Genomic DNA, 20409 nt, shown 5'->3' on the forward strand with positions numbered 1-20409 from the left:
CTACTATCCTATTCGGCAAGGATTTTTTTACTTGTTGCATGTGTATCCCATATCTGTTTCTTTTCTATAATTTCTGCCTCACTCATATTAGCAAAAGAAACCTTATGTTCTAAAACATCAAACACACTAAAGTCATATTCTGGAGTCATGGTTAAACACTCTGTAGGGCAAACAGTAGTACAAAGCCCACAAAAGCAGCATTTGGCCATGTCTATATCAAACTTGGCAGCATGAATACGTTTTTTCATACCATTGCTAGTTATACCAAATACATCAGGTGCTGGAATAGATTCTATTTCTATGCAATCTACAGGACAAATTTTAGCACATTTATCACATACAATACAGTCTTCTATGGCATTATGTAACTTATAACGCCCTCGGCTAGGGACAGGTAGCTTTTCATGAGGATATTGTAATGTTATATTACCGCTTTCCTGTTGAAAATATATTGGTGTGCTTGTATGGTTGCGAGCCTTAATACTTTTAACAAAATGTTGCCAAGTAAGTTGTAATGGCTTTGTTAAGCGGAGAATAATGTGAAAGAGTGTTCTTAGTTGCATGTTTATACCTTCTAGATAAGTAGCTTTACAAGTTAAGAAATTCCCACCACAAGGTCACTAGTAAACAACCTAGCCCTAAAGGAATTAAATATAGCCAACATACCCTTAGAAGTTGGTCTGCACGTAAGCGAGGAAACGTCCATTTAATCCACAACTGTATTAAAACAAATAATAATGCTTTTGTAAATAACCAAAAAAAAGCCCAGATATTACCTACCCATGTATTGGGGTGTCCATTGGTATACAGTGCTAATTTTAATGACCCTATATTGGGTAAAGGAGAATTCCATCCTCCCCAGAACAAAATAACCCCGAAAATACTCATCAGAAACAAAATACTATATTCTGAAACCATTATCCAGGCCCAATATATACCAGAATATTCTGTATGATAACCAGCAATTAGTTCTGACTCTGATTCGGCTAAATCAAAAGGTATCTTATTACTAACAGCTAGCGACGTTAAAAAAAAGATTGAATAAGCTACTATCAAACAAGGCATGCGAAAGATATTCCAACTAAGAAATCCACCCATATGGGAAACGTCTAACCCTTTGATACCGAGCAAATAGCTTGTTTGTATACTACCTTTATATACATTATATATACTCAGGCCTTGCTGTGAAGAAATAACACTTAAATCCACATTACGGCAGGCTATAATTACACATAATACACTAAGCCCTAAGGGTATTTCATAAGCAAGAAACTGTGCCATTGCACGAAGTGCACCAAGGCGAGCAAATTTATTATTAGAAGACCAGCCAGCTACTAGTATACCTATTGTTTTTAGTGAAAGCATAGCTAATAAAAATAACAACCCTATGCTAGTAGGAGCCCCTGTCCATGCATTGTTAACAGGTACTACCACAAAGCCTGCTATTACTGTAACCAAAATCCAAACAGGTGCTAGTATAAATAGTGCCTTATCAGATGCTTCTGGAATAATGACTTCCTTTTTTAGTAGTTTTATTAAATCAGCTAGTGTTTGTAAAGCACCTTTATAGCCTACTTCCATAGGACCTAACCGATCTTGTATAAAAGCAGCTAGCTTACGTTCTACATATATAGCTACCAGCATAAAAAGTAGCAGAAAAGGTAGATAAAAACAAAAAGTAGGAATGTTGGTAAGCAAAGCTAATTTTTATACTTTTTCAATTTCTACTAAAAGTTTAATCTGGTTATCATGAACTGACACTACGCCTTTTTCAATAACTAAATTATGATCTTGTGACTGAGCATCCGTATAAACAACCTTCCCATTTCCTAAAGAGCTGATGATAGGCGCATGGTTTGCTAGTATTTGAAAACACCCTGCAGTACCTGGAACAGTTAAGCTAGTTATATTGCCTTGGAAAATTTGCTTATTACGTGTTATTATTTCTAGTTGCATGATAATTTTTAGTAATATACAGTTTAGTTAATAGCTAACAAACTAATTGTTTATATAAACAATTATATAAGATAAGCCAAGTGTATAAGTTAAAAGTTTATCTTATACACATCCGTTCTCTTACAGATAACTCTTGATCATACGCATCATTTTGCTGGCAAAAAGAAAGCTGTTAAGTGTTTCTACATCACTATGGAAAAGTTCTTTAGAAGTTCCTTCCCAAGCTTTTTTCCCTTGGTCTAGAAATATAATATAGTCTCCCAGTGTAAATATGCTATCGAGATTATGCGTTACCACTACAGTGGTTATGTCATACTCATAAGTAAGTTCTTGTATCAGTTCATCTATTAATAAGGATGTTTTAGGGTCGAGGCCTGAATTAGGTTCATCACAAAATAGGTATTTAGGGCTATTGACCATTGCCCTTGCTATACCTACCCTTTTTTGCATGCCACCACTAAGCTCATTGGGGTATTTCTTGTTGCTATTGCTTAGGCCCACTCGTTTTAAGTAAAAATTTACACGATCTAGCTTTTCGTTTTTAGGCATATTCGTTAGCATGTTTAGCGGAAACATTACATTTTGCTCTACTGTTTTAGAATCAAAAAGTGCTCCTCCCTGAAATAACATACCTATTTCTCGTTTAATATTAATAATAGTATCTCTGCTCCGTCCTACCATGTCGCGGTCATCAAAAGTAATATTACCATAACTTGGCCGGATAAGTCCTACAATACATTTCAACAGCACACTCTTTCCAGTACCGCTCGTGCCAATAACAAGGTTTATCTTTCCAGGATCAAAATGGCTACTGATGTCATCTAAGACCACTTTGCCATTAAAAGATTTACTGATATGCTCAAATTTAATCATTGTTTAATGTAAAGTTTACAAAAGCAATTGGGTTAATACATAATCAGCTGCTAAAATGGCAATACAACTATTAGTCACAGCTTCTGTGCTTGCTTGCCCTACTGCCACAGCTCCTCTAAACACATAGAAACCTTTATAAGAAGCAATCGAACTTACCAAGAAAGCAAAAGCTATTGACTTATAAATGGCAAATTGGATAGTATAAGGTTCAAACATAAAACGGATTCCATATATATAATCTTCAGCTGCCATGGTTAATACAAATTTTGCAGCCAAATATCCACTGTAAATAGCTAAGGATCCTGATAAAATAACTAGTAATGGATACATGAATATACTAGCGATGATTTTAGGTAGTACCAGATAAGTAGTTGGGTTAATTCCCATGACCTCCAAAGCATCGATTTGTTCAGTAATACGCATAGAACCTAGCTGACTGGCAATATTAGAGCCTACTTTCCCAGCAAATATAATAGCCATTACCGTAGGAGCTAATTCTAATATAACCATATTACGTACACCAAACCCTACCAAGAAATCTTGAGCAAAAGGGGACTTAAGATTATAGCTAATCTGAATACACGTTACAGCACCTATAAATATAGAAACAATGGAAACAATTGTAATAGAGCAAATACCTATGTTGATACATTCGTCAATAGTCTGTTGGAAATAAGTTTTCCATGCTACTCTATTAGAAAACATAGAACACAAGAAAAGGCAATATTTGCCTAAACTTTTCATTGGATATACTAAGTGTTGTATCAAAATAATTTTATTTATTAAATAAGCTTTTGCTGAAATTTTATAAAACCTAGCTATAATTTTACTTAAACACCGATTTCAGAAGAGACCTTCCTAGATAAGAATGAATCTGTTTAGCTATTATTGTATATACTAATCAGCCTTTCGATATTTTTTACGTATTTATAAATAAATATCTGTGTATAAAGTTATAAAATATTTTTGCTAAATTTTTTTTATGTGTTTAAATAAATGTGAATAAGCTAATAATTGCTTTTTTATTTAAAAATTAGTTTAGCAATTTATTTAATTCTTTAACTAATTCAGGTGTAAGTACATGTTCTATGAGTTCAGCATTTTCATGAATATAAGCCGGTTTGGTCTTTAAGTATTTAGTTAGGTATAATTCCCATAACCGATGTCGCTGTGCTATCCGTTCTCCCTCATTTTTTCCAGCCCCTGTCAGGCGCCATTTATTTCCTTTATAATATAGTAAGCTAGCTTTCTCTAAGGATACAAGCCCCCTTATAAGTTTATTGTGGGGTATAGCTCTGTGCTGCATAAGCTCTTCAGTAGAGCAATTTCCAAAAAAATCTCCTTTCTCTTCCCCTATCTCATAAAATAGCTTTAATATGTTTTCTTGTAATATCTTATTTTGATGCTTATACTGACGTAACTTTTTTGCCAGCAGTCCTTTATGGGGAGCAAAAAGAAAAGAAATATATGCTATAGCAGTAACAATAAGTACAATCCAAGGGCCTGTAGGCATTCCAGGAAAAAGGTAAGAAACGAAGCTGCCTAATAGACCTGATATAGCTCCAAATAGTGCTGCTAAGCCTATCATTTTTGTTAGCCGGTCCGTCCAAAAGCGAGCAGCTGCGGCTGGAGTAATAAGCATGGCTGCCATTAACACAATACCTACTGCACGGATACCTATTACAATGGCTAATACAATAAGGCTAGTAAATACAAATTCTAGCAAGTTTACCCGCATATGTATTGATTCAGCAAAGGCTTTATCAAAAGCAATCAAGGTAAATTCTTTAAAAAGACCGACAACTGTTAGTAAAATAGCTATACTAAGTATACCTAATACCAATAAGTCTTCGCCTAGCAAGGCAGCTGCTTTGCCAAATAGGTAGTTGTTAAGCCCTAGTTGTGCTGCATTAGACGTATTTTGGATAATAGAAAGTAGTAGGGTGCCTATCCCAAACGTTACAGAAAGCAACAAGGCTGTAGCAATATCTTCCTTAATCTTAGAATGCTTGATTAGTATATCTATGAGTAATAAAGCTATCCAACCAGTTGTAAAAGCACCTATAGCCAAGTAAATTGGATGTTTAGTACCAGTAAGCATAAAAGCTATACATATACCCGGGAAGGCAGCATGTGCTGTAGCATCTCCCAGTAAAGCCTTCTTTTTAAGCAAAGTAAAAGTTCCTACTATAGCTGCGCTACTAGTAAGTAGCATGGTTCCCAATACTACATACCGGATATTTGGATCTGTTAAAGTAAAAAATTCAAGAAATGCTTTCATAAATTGCAACTATGTAAATAACTAATTCTTTATGGAGTAAGCAATTGCTTGATAAAGGGGTCAGAAGTACACTGATATGGTTTTTCTCCCTTACTATTTAAAAGACCTTTATCAGCACCTTTTTGTAATAAGTATTTCACAATATCAATATCCCCTTTAGCGGCTGCTTGGTGTAAAGGTCTATAGCCATATTCACCACATACAGCATTACAATCGCCCACAGCTTCGACTAAGAGCTTGACTGCGTCTAAATTATTACTAAATATAGCCCAGTCTAATGGTGTTCTACTATAGTTGTCAGGCGCATTTGGGTTGGCACCATTCTCCAGTAGAAATTTAACTACTTCTTGCTTATAACCGTCCGGGAAGGAATTGACTGCTTCAACTAAAACAGTGGCCCCATAATCAATAGGTGTATCCACATTTACCTTTCCTCTTTCTAATAAATATTTTAAAATAGGTACATTGTTCTGAGGTTCTCTAACAGCAGTAGATAGTATTTGATAGATTGTGGCATTACCTTTTCGAAAATTTTCTTTATTTCCCACTTTTAAAGCTTTTACAGTATCTCTTAATAAATCATCTTGGATGGCTGAAATAATACTATCATTTAGATCCCCTATTGGTTCGGTAGTATGTGATGAAGATGCCGGCTTGCCCGAGCCGCTTGTTGAAGAAGATGCTCTATTACCAGCAGGTGACGTACGAGAGTTATTGGGAACATTTGGTGGTAAAGTTGGATTTTGGTTACACTCACATTGCATAAATACTATTGTTAGCATTAAGTATGCATAAAAATATTTAAGGAAGTTAATGTGCTTATATAAGACTTTGTAAAAGTACATATTTATTGTTAGATAGAGTATAAAGTTAGTTCGTCTTTTATAATTGTTTAAATGCTTTTCTAAATTATCCGAGATGCTAAGCTTTTTAATGGACAAACTTTATATATCTATGTTTTACGCTAGTATGTTTCTTTAGCAGGAAATTCATCTTTTTCTACGATATCTCCTACCTCACTTAAAATGGTTAATCTACCTCCATACGTTGCTTGTAATAATTCAGTCGTCAACACATCTTGTATAGGGCCAATACCCACCAAACGCATATTTAGCAGTACAGCCCAATCAAAATACTGAGAAGCTGTTTGTAAGTCGTGGTGTACTACAATAATAGATTTTCCTTGGTTAGCCAACTGGCGTAGTAGGCTGACAATTGATTTTTCCGTAGCTGCATCTACCCCTACAAAAGGCTCATCCATAAAGTATAAGTCTGCTTCTTGTGCAAGAGCACGAGCTAAAAATATGCGTTGTTGCTGACCACCTGATAGCTGTCCTATTTGGCGCTGTGCTAAGTGTCCCATTTCCACTTGCTCTAATGCTTGCATAGCTATGTCCTTATCAATCTGACGGGGACGTTGAAATAGCTTTAAATGCGCATATCTTCCCATTAATACTACATCAAATACCGATGCAGGAAAGTCCCAATCTACCGAATTGCGTTGTGGTACATAGCTCACCTGTTTTCTAACTTCTTCTAGGGATTTACCAAAAATTTTAATAGAGCCATTATCAATAGAAACTAGGCCCATAATAGCCTTAATAAAAGTAGATTTTCCCGCACCATTCGGACCTATAATACCAATAACTTTCCCTCTAGGTAATTCTAAATTAATATCCCACAGCACAGGTTTTTGCGCATAAGAAACTGATAAGTGCTGTATGGCTAATAAAGGGGTTGTATCGTTTTGATTATCCATTCTTATTTAAGTGCATCAACAATAATTTTAACATTAGTACTAACCATACCTATATAGGTACCCTCCCAACTTCCTACTTCTCCCAGTGCATCCGAATAAAGCTCTTGGCCTAATATAACTTCATGGCCACGTTTTCTACAGCCTTCTACAACTGCTTTGAGTGGCTTGTTAGGAACAGAGTTTTCAGGAAATATAGCCTTAATTCTCCTTTGTATAATCAATTCTACCAAATTTGTGATATCTCTAAGGCCACATTCCCCTACTGTAGATATCCCTTGGAGACCTCTTACCTCTATATCATAAGCTTTCCCAAAGTAAGTAAAAGCATCATGCGCAGTAATAAGCATACGCTGTGCTTTAGGGATTTCTTGAATAGACTTCTGTATAGTTTCATGAAGTTTATCGAGCTGTTTGAGATAGCGTTTTGTATTAGCTTTATAATAAGCAGCAGAATAAGCGTCTGCTTTTTGGAGCTGTTTACTTATATATTTTACAGCTTGCTTCCAGAGTGCTACATTAAACCAAATATGAGGGTCTAAGCCATCTTCAAAATCTGGATCACCTAAGTACTGGCTTGGGTCAATTCCATCACTAGCTGCATAAACTGCTTTGCGTTTACTAAGGTTTTTTAATACATCGGCCATCTTGCCTTCTAAGTGCATCCCATTATAAAAAATAATATCTGCTTGGCTTAAGTGCTGTATATTTTTAGGCGTGGCTTTATAAGCATGTGGGTCTACACCAGGCCCCATAAGCTTGATGACTTGTGCATTATCTCCTACAATATTTTCAATGGCATCTCCCACAATACTTGTGGTGGCCACTATCTTGAGTGGAGGATGAGCATATACTTTATAGCAAACACTTACAAAAAAAATAATGCTTAATATTCCTAACCTACAGGCAGTGAAATTGCTACGTAATAGTGGTTGACACATCATTTTAATATATAAAAGGTTATTGATATACTACTAACAAATTATCGCTTACCTTAAGTGATACATTGGTATTGTTTCTTCCATCAATGCTTATCTCCATAGACTGGTCGAAGGTAATCTTTTCTAGCACTTTAACCATGGCTCCGAGGTAAATATTTTTTTTACTAAGATATTGTAAGAAAGCTGCTGATCCATCTTTTACAGCTACAATAATACCCGTATTTCCTACTTCCAGTTGGCTGAGCACCATTTGTGGTTGTGTTTTTATTTGTCCGTTTTTATCTGGAATAGGTTCACCTTGTGGACTGTGTGAAGGGTTACCTAAATAATCATCTAATCGCTGTATCAGAAGATCAGAGTGAATATGCTCGAGTTCTTCGGTTACCTTTTCTACCTCGTCCCATGCAAACCTAAGCTTTTTTACCAAAAATACTTCCCATAATCTATGTCTTCGTAGTATTTGCATAGCGTGCTCTTTCCCCAATGGAGCTAAATTTACGCCTTGATATTTTTGATACGCAATTAAGTTTTTCTGGTGTAGCCGTTGGATCATGTCTGTGATTGCTGCGGGGCTAGTATGTAAGGCATGTGCTAAAGTCGTAGTTGTTACTAGCTGCTGTCCTCCATGAGAAAGCTGGTAAATCGTTTTAATATAATTTTCTTCTGAATGACTGAGTTGCATAAGCTCATTTTTGGTCTAAACACTAACAATAATAATATATTTTAAGTAGATTTAAAAATTAATTTAAGTAGGCTTAATATATTTAAGTTCGCCTAAATTGAATTTAAGTTTGTCTAAATTTTGCTTTTTTTTCACCAATAATTTTTACCATAAAGCATAAATAAATAGATGCTTAGCTACCACCTAGCTACCTTCAAAGTTGAAAATTTATTTTAAATTATTTCTTTCCAAATTTTATTTGTTTATATAATATAACTATATGATAATGAGAATCTTATAATAATATTATTAAACTCATAGTTTAACACATATATTAGCATTTTTACTATATTCTTTAGAACGCAAGAAGATTGATTGCTGACAAAATATAAGGCAATAAAAGGACATTTATATACTTGCTAGCTACTGTTTTTTTAGCTTCTTTTGAGTCACTTACAGACAAGAAATGTTAACTTAACAAGTCATGACTCATTCAACTTGGATACAAACCATAGAAAATGCCTGGAAAGACAGGACATTACTTAAACAGACAGATGTACAAACTATAATACGAAGCATAATAGCTGCATTAGATATAGGTGAAGTCCGTATAGCTATGCCTACTGATGAAGGTTGGCAAGTTAATGAGTGGGCTAAGAAAGCAATTTTACTATACTTTCTTATCCAGGAAATGGAAATAATGGAAATCGGCCAACTATCGTTCTATGATAAAATTCCTTTAAAGCACAGCTTTAAAGAGCTAGGAGTGCGAGTAGTGCCTCCTGCAGTGGTTAGATATGGTAGTTGCTTAAAGCCAGGTGTTATTTTGATGGCTTCTTATGTAAATATTGGTGCTTATATAGGTGAAAGTACCATGATAGATATAGGTGCTGCTGTAGGAAGCTGTGCCCAGTTAGGTAAAAATATTCATTTAAGTGCTGGAGCTGTTATTGGAGGAGTATTGGAGCCACTCCAGGCAAAACCTGTTATTATAGAAGATGATGTGTTTATTGGAGCAAAATGTATTGTTGTAGAGGGAGTAATAATAGGACGTGGGGCTGTATTAGGGGCAAATGTTACTTTAACAGCTAGCACACGTATACTAGATGTAACTGAACCTGGTAAGCCTAAACAGTATCGTGGATATGTTCCTGAAAATTCTGTTGTTATTCCAGGTTCCTATCCTAAACAATTTCCTGCAGGGGAATACCAGGTTCCTTGTGCCCTTATTATTGGAAAGAGGAATCAAAATACAGATTCTAAAGTATCTCTAAATGAAGTACTTAGAAGTTACGACCTAAACCTTTAGTTTAAGGCAAGTTTGCTTTAAAAGAGAGGACTAATCAGCTAATAGACTTTATCAATGTTTTTAACTTCTTACAACCTGTGTAAGGCACTTGTGCATGAAATTAGTTGGTTAACAGTTGAACATAATTTGATTGTTCAACTATTTTCTAGTAAATATCCCTTAAACTCTTTAATTTGGGATCCTATAAATGAAATGAGCTAATATCTAAAGAGACTTGAGCTATGAATTATTTCAGTACTGATGCCATCATTGTATATGCCTTTTTATTCATAACCTTAGCAGTAGGATTATGGGCAGGAAGAAATGTAAAGTCTATTAAAGAATATGCAATTGCTAATAGGACTTATGGAACAGGGGTACTTACGATAACCATGTTGGCTACTTATCTTACTGGTTCTCAGGCTATAGGTTATGCAGGCCATGTTTTTGATAATGGTGTATTTTTCCCTTTTATTACAAGAGTTTTCTGTGGTGTTATTATATGCTTTTTGTTTATTGCACGTTACATAGCGCCAAAAATGTATCGTTTTGCAGGATGTTTGACATTGGCAGAAATAATGGGGAAACTATATGGTCCTAAAGTACGTATATGGATCGGCATTCTAGGAACTTTATATTCTCTAATCATGGTTACGCTACAAATTATCTGGTTGGGCTATATAGGGGACTTCATTAATATTCCTAGTCAGTGGAGTATTTTCTTAGGAGGAGTTTTTTTAATGTTTTATGCTAGCAGAGGAGGCATGAAAGCTGTAGCTATCACAGATATATTACAATTTGTTGCCATTACTATACTGATACCTTTAGCCGCTAATGTCTTATTGCATAGATTTGATGGAATAAGAGATATGTTTACTCACGTTCCATCCGAAAATTTTAATTTCTTTCAACATCTGAATATAAATGAATTCTTGATTCCTTTTTTATGGTACCTCTTCCCTGCTTTTCCACTTAGCTTCCCATTCATGCAACGTATGCTCATGGCAAAGGACACGCGCCAAATAGCTAATAGCCATTATATAGCTACATTTTATTTAATAGGGTTTTATCTATTACTTACTTTTATTGGTCTAGCAGCTATAGCTTTAAAAACAATGGGAGATGTAAATATTCCACACCAGGGTAGTAAGATATTTATATATTTGGTTAAAACATATTTTCCAGTAGGCATCAAAGGCATAGTAGGTATCGGATTGTTAGCAGCTGTTATGTCTACGGCAGACTCTTTCCTGCATAGTGCAGGTATGCTAGTAGCACATGATGTAATTGGACCTTTACTGCAAACAAAAAAAACTAAAATTGATGTTTTAAAAATAAGTCAATACGCAACATTTTCTCTTGGCTTAATAGCTTTTTGCATAGCATTAAGTTATCAATCATTGCCTCGTATACTGTATGGAGATATACATTGGGGTAAAGGGATAAATATATTTAGGGATTTTGTAGCGATCGTATTTACTATTCCTATGATAGCGGGTATCATGGGCTTAAAAACGGATGCTAAGTCTTTTTTTATTTCGTTAATAGCTACTTGTATTACCTTTTTTATAGGAAAATTATTTTTATCAGATTTATGGTTTATGCCTGTTACCATTATAATTAATGCGGTGAGCTTTTTTGGGGCGCATTATCTACAAAATAAAGGGTTTTTAACTGTAAAAAGAGATGAAATATTAGTAACTTAAAATAAGATAAATACCATGCAAGTGTACCAAATGAAAAATAGCTGGTGGCAAAAAACCCTATATTATTTGTACCACCTTCCACAAAATATCTACAGTTATTCTAAATATAAGGTAGAAAAATATGGCGCAGAATATACGCCATTTGCCTTTTTTATGGCGTTTAATTATATGATTCCTCTTTTTATGGGAATTCAGCCAGGAAATAATTCAATTTATGTATGGTTGTTGATTGTCAAAACCATTGGAGTTTCTCTTTGCATAGGTCTTCTTTTAAGGTCGTATTGGGCTGAGTGGTTCCAAAAATACTTCCCTATTTACTGGCATTTTACTCTATTTTACTGCATTCCTTTTTCTTTTACTCTGCTATTTTTAATGAATGGTAGCAATATTCAGTCGCTTCTAAACGTGGCATTAGCTAGCATGTTACTGATCTTATTAGTTGACTGGACCACATTTTTGTCGCTTTCTTTAGCGGGAAGCATTATAGGTATATGGTTTTATGCACAATTTATAGACAAGATACCTGTATTAGATCTTTATGATCTATATATAATTTTTCAGGTGTGTGTTTTTTCCATGGTAATTGGGCTCATCTTTGGACGTCGACGTGAAATCTACATGGACTTTATGTCTAAGGGAAAATATCAACTCCGCAAAACTCAACAAGAAGCTTTCTGGGAAGTTGCTGCTCTTATGCAGTACCGAGAAACACTACTGCAAGAATTAAATCCGGATAAGGGCGCTATTTCTAATGATATAATAGCCACCTATATGCAGCAAGCTATTTGTCGAATGGCTAACCATATGCAGTTAGATATTACCTTGGTGAATTTAAAGGAACTTTTAAAAGAAGTGGGTGTATCTTGTAACAGCACAGATTTAAAACAATCACAATTGTACTTTAAGAAAGAAACAGAAAAAGATGTATTAAGAACAGATGTTAGTAAGCTCAAGCAACTCCTTTTTAATGCGATCAACTATATTGGCAGAGACCATAGTTCCAATCCTATTAATGTCGTAATAAAAGACTCTGAGATAAAATATAATGTAGCTAATATCGAAACTCCTGGCTCTAGTAAGTTACCTGCCTTGGAGATAGTGATTACTAAAGAGTTCCTGCAGCCCTCTAAATCTCAGCTACCCCTTTACATGATTGACCTCAACCTATCTAGTGGTTGGTTAGACGAGCAAGAAAATGATCCTTTGCTTATAGAAAATGCCTATATTATTGATACTCAATATGGGTATGTAGCAAAACAGTCATCTCAAACACTAGTGTATATCTTGCCAGTCTCCCTTCCGAAAATGCAATATATATCTACACAATTTTTTAACAAGTATACAGAAGCAAAGATTTAAGTTTACTAAATTACTTCCACATTTTATTTATTCCTTTTAATATATTTATCAATATTATCAGTTTTTTGGTGTTCAGTTTACTCAAAATAAAATAGAGAATTTGTAACTGTAAAGTGTAAAATTTCTAGATTAGCCTAATAACTTATGTCTGTACAATCTATAGAGGGTAATAATTGGAAGCAGCTCAGATATTACCTAGATTTTCCTCGGCAAATTTTAAACTATTCACAAAAAAAGGTAGCTCAGTATGGTGCCAATTATACTGCGTTTGCTTTTTTTATGACTTTCCATTACATGATACCTTTTTTCATGCGAACACAAGTAAGCGTAGAATCGATGTATGCATGGCTATTGATTATTAAGTTAATCGGTGCTTCGTTATGTGTGGGGCTTCTTTTAAAACATTACTGGCCTAGTAACTTAGTAAGCTACTTTCCTCTTTATTGGCACTTTACCCTATTATATTGTGTGCCTTTTTCTTTCACACTAGTATTTCTAATTAATGGTAGCGGAGTAGAGTGGCTTGTAAATATATCTTTAGGCATTACCTTGCTCATTGTTTTAGTTGATTGGATTACTTTCTTAATACTCTCTATACTAGGCACAACATTAGGACTCTTGTTTTATGTACAATTTATAGGGGCCCTACCTTTACTAGATATATATAGCCTCTATACATTAAGTTATGTGTTCTTAGCTTCTTTGAGCATTGGGCTTATATTTGCTCGCAGGAAAGAACAAAGTTTTGACTTACTGCTGCTACAAAATCAACAGCTTAGCGAGGCTCAACAAAAAAACAGAGAGGAATTAATAGAAACGCTTAAATATAGACAACAACTATTGCAAGAACTTAAACCTGAAGAAGTAGCTATCTTTGACGAAGTAACCACATCTTACATGAAGCAAGCCATCTATCGCATGACTGATTATATGCGGCTAGATGTAACCTCCGTAACCTTAGACGACCTGCAACAAGCATTGGTAGATCTTTATAAATATAAATTACAAACTCCTGATCAGCCTGAGATTTTATTTAAGAAAGACACCAACCAGACTGTTTTACAAGCAGATTTTGTTAAGCTAAAGCAACTATTACTAAATTCGATTAGCTATGTACAACAATATAATACTTCCCATAGTCCCATTATTGTAGCTATAGAAGATGCTTGGCTAGGCCATGAAATAGCTCATATGCAAAACTATACGCGTAAGCTAGAGGCTCTAAGGATAACCATTACAATAGAACCAAGCGTACCTCCTACCCAACCCCTTTATAAAATAGATCCTGCTAAATCTAGTACATGGGTACCTCAGCATGAAGATGAATTTTTACTGATAGAGAATGCACGCATCATTGATGCGCACTACGGCTATATAGCTACTAAGTCAACACATACTCAAATGTATGTATTACCTGTCAAGCTAAGAGAAATTCGTGGTAAGGTTATGGAGCTTATCAAGGAGCCGGCAGCAGCTGTCCCCGAAGAGGTAAATCACCCTTTGGCCATACAGTTAGAGCAAGAACTAATGGAAAGGCTTCGAGATACAGAAGTAGATATCTGTGTTATTCAAAAAGGACTAGATATTATTAAAAGATATCATGGTGGCGTAAAAAGGAAATCAGGAGAGCCTTTTTTTACACATCCTATGACTGTAGCTTTGATTTTACTGGAATATTCACAAGACCAAGATGCCATTTTAGGTGCTTTGCTACACGATACAGTAGAAGATACAAGTTTATCGCTGACACACATCCGGATGATATTTGGAAAAACAGTAGAATTTTTAGTAGCCAAAGCAACGAATTTAGAAGACCATAAACGGCGTGTAAGTTTAACTGATCAAGAAAACTTGGCAAGAATTTTAAACTATGAAGACCCTAGAGCAGCTTTGATTAAATTGTCGGATAGATTGCATAATATGCGTACCATTCAATTTCACTCTTCAGTAGCCAAGCGTAAACATATTTCTCAAGAGACATTAGACCACTTTGTACCCTTGGCCAGAAAGTTAGGTTTAGAAAAGATGGCAGCCGAGTTAGAACAGTTGAGCAATGAAGTAGTAAACAAGAAATAATAAAGAATTTTTAAGTTTGTGTGTAAATATTGAGTTATTAACAAGATTTTATATAAATGCTCTATAGCATAAATCACTTATTTAGCTAATAGCAGGATATAGTTTAAATATGCGGATCTTACATAATAAATACTATTTAAAAATTTTAATTTAATCTGTTATAAATCTTACAAAGTTTATATTCCAAAGGATTTAGTTATGAATTACTTTAATGTAGATGCTATAATCGTATATGCTTTTTTGTTGCTGATTTTACTACTAGGTTTATGGGCAGGAAAAAATGTTAAGACTATTAAAGAATATGCAATTGCGAATAGAGCATATGGGACTGGTATATTAACAATAACTATGCTAGCTACCTTTATTACAGGTTCACAATCTATAGGCTATATAGGATATATATATGATGATGGAATTTTGCCTGTAATTCCGATAATTTTTTGCAGGGCTATAATTGGTTTCTTGTTTATTGCACACTATATATCCCCTAAAATTTTATATTTCGAGGGGTGCTTAACATTAGCAGAGGTTATGGGAAAACTATATGGTGGTATGGCCCGGACCTGGATAGGCTTTTTAGGTGTCCTTTATTGCTTGGCTTTTGTTATACTGCAAATTATCTGGATGGGATACATCGGAGAGCTTATTAATGTTCCCAATCAGTGGGGTATGCTATTAGGAGGCGCTTTTTTAATTATCTATTCTGCCAGGGGTGGTATGAAGTCAATAACTATTACCGATATATTACAATTTATCTCTATTACTATGTTAGTAACTTTAGCAGTTAATGTACTAATTCATAAAATAGGAGGTATAGATAATATATTCAATAAAGTTCCAACAAATACTTTTAAAATCTTTCAGAACCCTAACTTCAAGAATTATCTAGTTTATTGTTTATGGGGGGCATTCCCTTCCTATTTAGTCAGCTTCCCATTCATCCAGCGTATGCTCATGGCTAAGGATAAAAGGCAGCTTGCCAAGAGTCAATATATAGGAATGTCTTACTTAACAATCTTCTATATGTCTCTTACTTTGATTGGTTTAGCTGCTATAGCATTGAAAACAATAGGAGATGTCAATATGCCTAAGCAAGGAAGCAGAGTCTTTATATACTTGGTTGAGGCTTATTTTCCTGTGGGTATAAAGGGGATCATTAGTATAGGCTTATTGGCTGCTGTTATGTCTACAGCAGATTCTTTCTTGCATAGTGCAGGTATTTTAATAGCTTATGATGTAGTACAACCTTTATTAGCAAAGAAATATGAGGTTAATGTTTTAAGGACAAGCCAGTACGCAACATTTTTTCTTGGAGTAATATCTTTAGGAGTAGCATTAATTTACGATATACTGCCTCGTGTGCAATATGGAACTATGGATTTAGGAAAAGGAATAAATATACTGAGAGATTTTGTTGCTGTCGTGTTTACCATTCCTCTTTTGGCCGGTATTATGGGCCTTAAAACAGATGCTAAATCGTTTTTTGTTTCTATGATCGCTACTTTTATTGCTTTTTTTATAGGTAGGTTATTTTTGCCTGATTTGTGGTTTATGCCTATGGTTATTGCAGTCAACAGTATCACATTTTTTGCTACTCATTATATTCAGAATAAAGGATTTGTAACTGTAAAACGTGGTACTGTTGTTTTATCTTAAATAATTCAGGTTTGCTAATTTAAGAATAGGTATTAAATTAGCAAACCTTCATTTATTATAGCTTGTTGATAATATGTATTGTTGCTAGATATTTACTTTGAACTATTTTACCTTAGCAGAAGTCCGCTAGACTAATAAATTATAAAATCTTAAGTATATAAATATTACTATTGGTTTTCTTAATTTAAACTTTTAATATATATATCTATACGTAGATAGATAACAAGCCACAATTTCACTAAGTGCTTGTTAGTCGCATTTGAGTCAAAATTTAGATATATAAACCTTAAGAAAGGCACATCATGAATCTAAATAATTACACCATCAAAGCACAAGAAGTCATTCAGACTGCTGTACAAATAGCTGAAGAGCACCAACAATTAGGTATAGAACCAGGCCATTTATTACAAGCTATTCTGCGGGCTGATGAGCAAAATATTAGTTTCTTGCTAAAGAAACTGCAAGTTAACCGGCAACAGTTGTCAACAAAGCTACAAGCAATCCTTGAAAATTATCCTAAAGCTTCAGGTACACAACCTTATATTACTAATGATACCCAGGCCATTCTTAATAAGGCTGCTTCCTACCTTAAAACATTTAAAGATGAGTTTGTCGCAGTAGAACATTTGATGTTAGGCTTAGTTACTATCCAAGGCAAAATAGCTAATTTATTACAAGAAGTAGGTATGGCAGAGAAGCCTTTAATCCAAGCTATTCAAGAATTACGTGGCAATGCTAGGGTAACAGAGCCAAATGCCGAAGCAAAATACAGATCATTGGAGCGATATTCTAAAAATTTAAATAACCTAGCCAAAGCTGGCAAGATAGATCCTGTTATTGGTAGAGATGAAGAAATAAGAAGGGTCTTACAAATCATTTCTAGAAGAACTAAAAACAACCCTATCTTACTAGGCGAGCCTGGAGTTGGTAAAACGGCTATTGTAGAAGGATTGGCTCAGCGTATTGTAGATAGAGATGTACCAGAAAGTATTCGTTCTAAAACCATTGTATCATTAGATATGGGGTTATTAGTAGCCGGCGCTAAATACAAAGGAGAGTTTGAAGAGCGGCTTAAAGCAGTTATTAAGGAAGTAACCGATGCAGAAGGTGAGATTATCCTATTTATAGATGAGATACATACGCTGATTGGTGCTGGTGGTGGCGAGGGAGCTATGGATGCTGCTAACCTACTTAAACCCGCATTAGCTAGAGGGGAACTACATGCAATTGGCGCTACTACCCTTAAAGAATATCAGAAATATATAGAAAAAGATAAAGCATTAGAAAGAAGATTCCAAACAGTAATGGTTGATGAGCCTAGTCCTGAAGATGCTGTCTCTATTCTGCGGGGTATAAAAGATAAGTATGAATTACATCATGGTGTTAGAATTAAGGATGATGCTGTTATAGCAGCTGTACAACTCTCCTACCGCTATTTAACCGATCGCTTTCTCCCTGATAAAGCAATTGATCTTGTAGACGAAGCTGCTGCTAAACTACGTATAGAAATGGATTCCATGCCTTCAGAATTGGATGAATTGCAGCGTAAGATTATGCAGTTAGAGATTGAGCGAGAAGCCATTCGCAGGGAAAATGATAAAGCAAAAGAAACAGAAATCAGCAAAAACATTGCAGAGCTTGTTGAAAACAGGGATATACTAAAAGCTAAATGGGAAAACGAGAAGAGTGTTATCAAGAATATTACTAACCAGAAAGAAAAAATAGAACAACTCAAACTACAAGCGGAAAAAGCTGAACGAGAGTTTGATTATGGTAAAGTGGCAGAGATCAGATATGGTAAACTTTTAGAAGCAGAAAAAAAACTAAAAACGCTGCAAGACGAAGCTGAAAAACTTAAACATAATACTCCATTATTAAAAGAAGAAGTAGATCAAGAAGATATTGCAGAAGTAGTAGCAAAATGGACAGGCATACCTGTATCTAAAATGTTACAGAGCGAGCGAGAAAAACTACTTCACCTAGAACAAGAACTTGGCAAACGAGTAGCAGGCCAAGAAGAAGCTATCGGCGCTATTGCTAATGCTGTACGTAGAAGTAGAGCAGGCTTACAAGATCCTAAGCGTCCTATTGGCTCTTTTATCTTCTTGGGTACTACAGGAGTTGGTAAAACAGAGTTAGCAAAAGCTTTAGCAGAATTCCTCTTTAATGATGAGCATGCTATGGTACGTATTGATATGTCAGAATATCAAGAGAGGCATGCTGTAAGCCGATTGATAGGCGCCCCTCCAGGCTATGTAGGTTATGAAGAAGGAGGACAACTTACAGAAGCAGTACGACGTAGGCCGTATTCAGTTGTATTACTTGATGAAATAGAAAAAGCTCATTTAGATGTATTTAACATCTTATTGCAAGTACTAGATGATGGTAGACTTACAGATAATAAAGGGCGTATAGCTAACTTCAAAAATACTATTATTATCATGACGACCAATCTAGGGTCTCATATCATTCAAGAAAACCTTACAGGTGTTACAGACGCTAATTTAGATAAAGTTACTGAAACAACTAAGAACCAAGTATTTGAACTTCTTAGCAAGACTATGCGTCCGGAGTTTTTAAACAGGATAGATGAAATTATTATGTTTAAGCCTCTTTCTCAAAATATCATCAAGCAAGTAGTAGAAATTCAGCTACATCAGCTTCGAGCGCAGCTTAAACAAAATGGAATTGACTTGATCCTAACAGATTCTCAACTGATAGATTACTTAGCTAAGGAAGGTTATAACCCCCAATTTGGAGCTAGGCCTTTGAAAAGACTATTGCAACACAGTATTCTTAATGAGCTTTCTAAAGCGCTTTTAGCTAATATTATAGATAGATCCAAACCTATAAAAGTAACACTATCAGCCGATCAACAGATTCAATTTTTAAATGTTGTCAAATAGGAATAGTAGGTGATAGACACCATGAAATTATTTTATGGTGTCTATTGGGAATGCTTATATTACCTAACTCATTTTACTTTTAGAAGGATTGGTTTTGCTAAGCATAGTCTAAAAATAAAATAACATATCAATCGTAAGCTTTCAATCTTCTAAAAGTAAACATCTTATATTTATGCTCAAAAAAACATTCATATCTATAAGCTAGTATTTAGAGCTAGCATGTAGACTTAAAAATTTAACTTATGAAAAAGTCTTTTATTGTTATTGGGCTTGGTAGATTTGGTACAAGTATTACCCAAACTCTTATGAAACTTGGGCACGAAGTAATGGTGATTGACTGCGAAGAAGAAAAAGTAAATCGGGCAAGTGGGATGGCTACTCAGGCCATACAACTAGATAGTACTGATGAAAATGCACTTAGAGAAGTAGGCGTATCTAATTTTGATGAAGCGATCGTAGCTATAGGAAGTGATATTTTAGCAAGTATTCTAACAACATTATTGTTAAAGGGACTAGGAGTTACCAAAATAACTGCCAAAGCAAACAATGATTATCATAGTAAAGTATTAGAAAAGATAGGAGCCGACCGTATTGTGCACCCAGAGCGTGATATGGGTATTCGTGTAGCACATCATATTGTTTCTAGTAATGTAATTGATTTTATTGAGCTATCTTCAGAATATAGCCTTGTAGAAATATCTGCTTCTGCAAAGATGATTGGAAAAAGTCTAGAAGAACTAGAGATTCGAGCAAAGTATGGTTGTACTGTTATTGCTATAAAAAAGAACGGAGTACGAGCTATTAATATTTCACCCCAAGGACGCGATATCATTCAAGAAGGGGATCTGCTCGTTGTTATAGGTACATATAAGGCTATTAGCCTATTAGAAGATGATTTGTGCTCATAGAGGTTAAAAAATACATCCCACATAAATAGCTTGGAGATAAGA

The 20409-nt window shown here is 34.9% G+C and carries 17 protein-coding genes; 7 read left to right on the plus strand and 10 right to left on the minus strand.

The window, feature by feature from the left end:
- Positions 1 to 8: 8 nt before the first annotated feature.
- The 10 genes from AASI_RS05245 to AASI_RS05290 all read right to left on the minus strand — a co-directional run bounded on the left by AASI_RS05245 (position 9) and on the right by AASI_RS05290 (position 8489).
- Complete coding sequence (locus tag AASI_RS05245) at positions 9 to 563, minus strand: 4Fe-4S binding protein (protein ID WP_012473136.1); 555 nt, start codon at positions 561 to 563, stop codon at positions 9 to 11.
- A gap of 25 nt (positions 564 to 588) precedes the next feature.
- Entirely contained in the window at positions 589 to 1698 is a 1110-nt protein-coding gene (locus tag AASI_RS05250) for a complex I subunit 1/NuoH family protein (RefSeq protein WP_316936671.1), read from the minus strand.
- A gap of 9 nt (positions 1699 to 1707) precedes the next feature.
- Positions 1708 to 1956 carry a FoF1 ATP synthase subunit delta/epsilon gene (locus AASI_RS05255; protein WP_012473138.1) on the minus strand — a complete coding sequence of 83 codons (249 nt, stop codon included), beginning with the start codon at positions 1954 to 1956 and terminating at the stop codon, positions 1708 to 1710.
- Positions 1957 to 2076: 120 nt separating this feature from the next.
- Complete coding sequence (locus tag AASI_RS05260) at positions 2077 to 2829, minus strand: ABC transporter ATP-binding protein (protein ID WP_012473139.1); 753 nt, start codon at positions 2827 to 2829, stop codon at positions 2077 to 2079.
- Between the two features lie 15 nt (positions 2830 to 2844).
- Positions 2845 to 3573 (minus strand): MlaE family ABC transporter permease, encoded by a 729-nt coding sequence (locus tag AASI_RS05265; protein WP_044282846.1) that lies wholly within the window; start codon positions 3571 to 3573, stop codon positions 2845 to 2847.
- Positions 3574 to 3862: 289 nt separating this feature from the next.
- A complete protein-coding gene (locus tag AASI_RS05270) occupies positions 3863 to 5110 on the minus strand; it encodes a metal ABC transporter permease (protein ID WP_012473141.1) in 1248 nt (415 codons plus the stop codon).
- 29 nt (positions 5111 to 5139) lie between these two features.
- Positions 5140 to 5874: an ankyrin repeat domain-containing protein gene (locus tag AASI_RS05275; RefSeq protein ID WP_187146249.1), complete on the minus strand. Its 735-nt coding sequence runs from the start codon at positions 5872 to 5874 to the stop codon at positions 5140 to 5142.
- A gap of 200 nt (positions 5875 to 6074) precedes the next feature.
- On the minus strand, positions 6075 to 6869 hold the full coding sequence (locus tag AASI_RS05280) for a metal ABC transporter ATP-binding protein (RefSeq protein ID WP_012473143.1): 795 nt from the start codon (positions 6867 to 6869) through the stop codon (positions 6075 to 6077).
- A 2-nt stretch (positions 6870 to 6871) separates the two neighbouring features.
- Positions 6872 to 7807 (minus strand): metal ABC transporter solute-binding protein, Zn/Mn family, encoded by a 936-nt coding sequence (locus tag AASI_RS05285; protein WP_012473144.1) that lies wholly within the window; start codon positions 7805 to 7807, stop codon positions 6872 to 6874.
- A 19-nt stretch (positions 7808 to 7826) separates the two neighbouring features.
- Positions 7827 to 8489: a metal-dependent transcriptional regulator gene (locus AASI_RS05290; protein ID WP_012473145.1), complete on the minus strand. Its 663-nt coding sequence runs from the start codon at positions 8487 to 8489 to the stop codon at positions 7827 to 7829.
- A gap of 463 nt (positions 8490 to 8952) precedes the next feature.
- On the opposite strand from AASI_RS05290, the gene AASI_RS05295 reads away from it, so the two are divergent.
- The 7 genes from AASI_RS05295 to AASI_RS05325 all read left to right on the plus strand — a co-directional run bounded on the left by AASI_RS05295 (position 8953) and on the right by AASI_RS05325 (position 20367).
- Positions 8953 to 9777 (plus strand): 2,3,4,5-tetrahydropyridine-2,6-dicarboxylate N-succinyltransferase, encoded by an 825-nt coding sequence (locus tag AASI_RS05295; RefSeq protein WP_012473146.1) that lies wholly within the window; start codon positions 8953 to 8955, stop codon positions 9775 to 9777.
- Positions 9778 to 9998: 221 nt separating this feature from the next.
- On the plus strand, positions 9999 to 11462 hold the full coding sequence (locus AASI_RS05300) for a sodium:solute symporter family protein (RefSeq protein ID WP_012473147.1): 1464 nt from the start codon (positions 9999 to 10001) through the stop codon (positions 11460 to 11462).
- A 30-nt stretch (positions 11463 to 11492) separates the two neighbouring features.
- Positions 11493 to 12821 carry a hypothetical protein gene (locus tag AASI_RS05305; protein ID WP_148204966.1) on the plus strand — a complete coding sequence of 443 codons (1329 nt, stop codon included), beginning with the start codon at positions 11493 to 11495 and terminating at the stop codon, positions 12819 to 12821.
- A 144-nt stretch (positions 12822 to 12965) separates the two neighbouring features.
- Positions 12966 to 14897, plus strand: a complete 1932-nt coding sequence (locus tag AASI_RS05310) for an HD domain-containing protein (protein ID WP_012473149.1) — start codon at positions 12966 to 12968, stop codon at positions 14895 to 14897.
- Positions 14898 to 15095: 198 nt separating this feature from the next.
- Complete coding sequence (locus AASI_RS05315) at positions 15096 to 16553, plus strand: sodium:solute symporter family protein (protein ID WP_012473150.1); 1458 nt, start codon at positions 15096 to 15098, stop codon at positions 16551 to 16553.
- A 302-nt stretch (positions 16554 to 16855) separates the two neighbouring features.
- Complete coding sequence (clpB, locus tag AASI_RS05320; protein WP_012473151.1) at positions 16856 to 19459, plus strand: ATP-dependent chaperone ClpB; 2604 nt, start codon at positions 16856 to 16858, stop codon at positions 19457 to 19459.
- A 242-nt stretch (positions 19460 to 19701) separates the two neighbouring features.
- The gene (locus AASI_RS05325; RefSeq protein WP_012473152.1) at positions 19702 to 20367 is read left to right on the plus strand and encodes a potassium channel family protein; all 666 of its coding nucleotides are present in this window, start codon (positions 19702 to 19704) and stop codon (positions 20365 to 20367) included.
- The last annotated feature ends 42 nt before the right edge of the window (positions 20368 to 20409 follow it).

Origin of the sequence: Candidatus Amoebophilus asiaticus 5a2, assembly GCF_000020565.1 — a bacterium.
Taxonomy (GTDB): Bacteria; Bacteroidota; Bacteroidia; order Cytophagales; family Amoebophilaceae; genus Amoebophilus; species Amoebophilus asiaticus.

Excerpts from the sequence above, each read along its gene's own strand:
- AASI_RS05245 (WP_012473136.1), bottom strand. The coding sequence starts at position 563 with ATGCAACTAAGAACACTCTTTCACATTATTCTCCGCTTAACAAAGCCA.
- AASI_RS05255 (WP_012473138.1), bottom strand. The coding sequence starts at position 1,956 with ATGCAACTAGAAATAATAACACGTAATAAGCAAATTTTCCAAGGCAAT.
- AASI_RS05260 (WP_012473139.1), bottom strand. The coding sequence starts at position 2,829 with ATGATTAAATTTGAGCATATCAGTAAATCTTTTAATGGCAAAGTGGTC.
- AASI_RS05265 (WP_044282846.1), bottom strand. The coding sequence starts at position 3,573 with ATGAAAAGTTTAGGCAAATATTGCCTTTTCTTGTGTTCTATGTTTTCT.
- AASI_RS05270 (WP_012473141.1), bottom strand. The coding sequence starts at position 5,110 with ATGAAAGCATTTCTTGAATTTTTTACTTTAACAGATCCAAATATCCGG.
- AASI_RS05275 (WP_187146249.1), bottom strand. The coding sequence starts at position 5,874 with ATGCAATGTGAGTGTAACCAAAATCCAACTTTACCACCAAATGTTCCC.
- AASI_RS05280 (WP_012473143.1), bottom strand. The coding sequence starts at position 6,869 with ATGGATAATCAAAACGATACAACCCCTTTATTAGCCATACAGCACTTA.
- AASI_RS05285 (WP_012473144.1), bottom strand. The coding sequence starts at position 7,807 with ATGTGTCAACCACTATTACGTAGCAATTTCACTGCCTGTAGGTTAGGA.
- AASI_RS05290 (WP_012473145.1), bottom strand. The coding sequence starts at position 8,489 with ATGCAACTCAGTCATTCAGAAGAAAATTATATTAAAACGATTTACCAG.
- AASI_RS05295 (WP_012473146.1), top strand. The coding sequence starts at position 8,953 with ATGACTCATTCAACTTGGATACAAACCATAGAAAATGCCTGGAAAGAC.
- AASI_RS05300 (WP_012473147.1), top strand. The coding sequence starts at position 9,999 with ATGAATTATTTCAGTACTGATGCCATCATTGTATATGCCTTTTTATTC.
- AASI_RS05305 (WP_148204966.1), top strand. The coding sequence starts at position 11,493 with ATGAAAAATAGCTGGTGGCAAAAAACCCTATATTATTTGTACCACCTT.
- AASI_RS05310 (WP_012473149.1), top strand. The coding sequence starts at position 12,966 with ATGTCTGTACAATCTATAGAGGGTAATAATTGGAAGCAGCTCAGATAT.
- AASI_RS05315 (WP_012473150.1), top strand. The coding sequence starts at position 15,096 with ATGAATTACTTTAATGTAGATGCTATAATCGTATATGCTTTTTTGTTG.
- clpB (WP_012473151.1), top strand. The coding sequence starts at position 16,856 with ATGAATCTAAATAATTACACCATCAAAGCACAAGAAGTCATTCAGACT.
- AASI_RS05325 (WP_012473152.1), top strand. The coding sequence starts at position 19,702 with ATGAAAAAGTCTTTTATTGTTATTGGGCTTGGTAGATTTGGTACAAGT.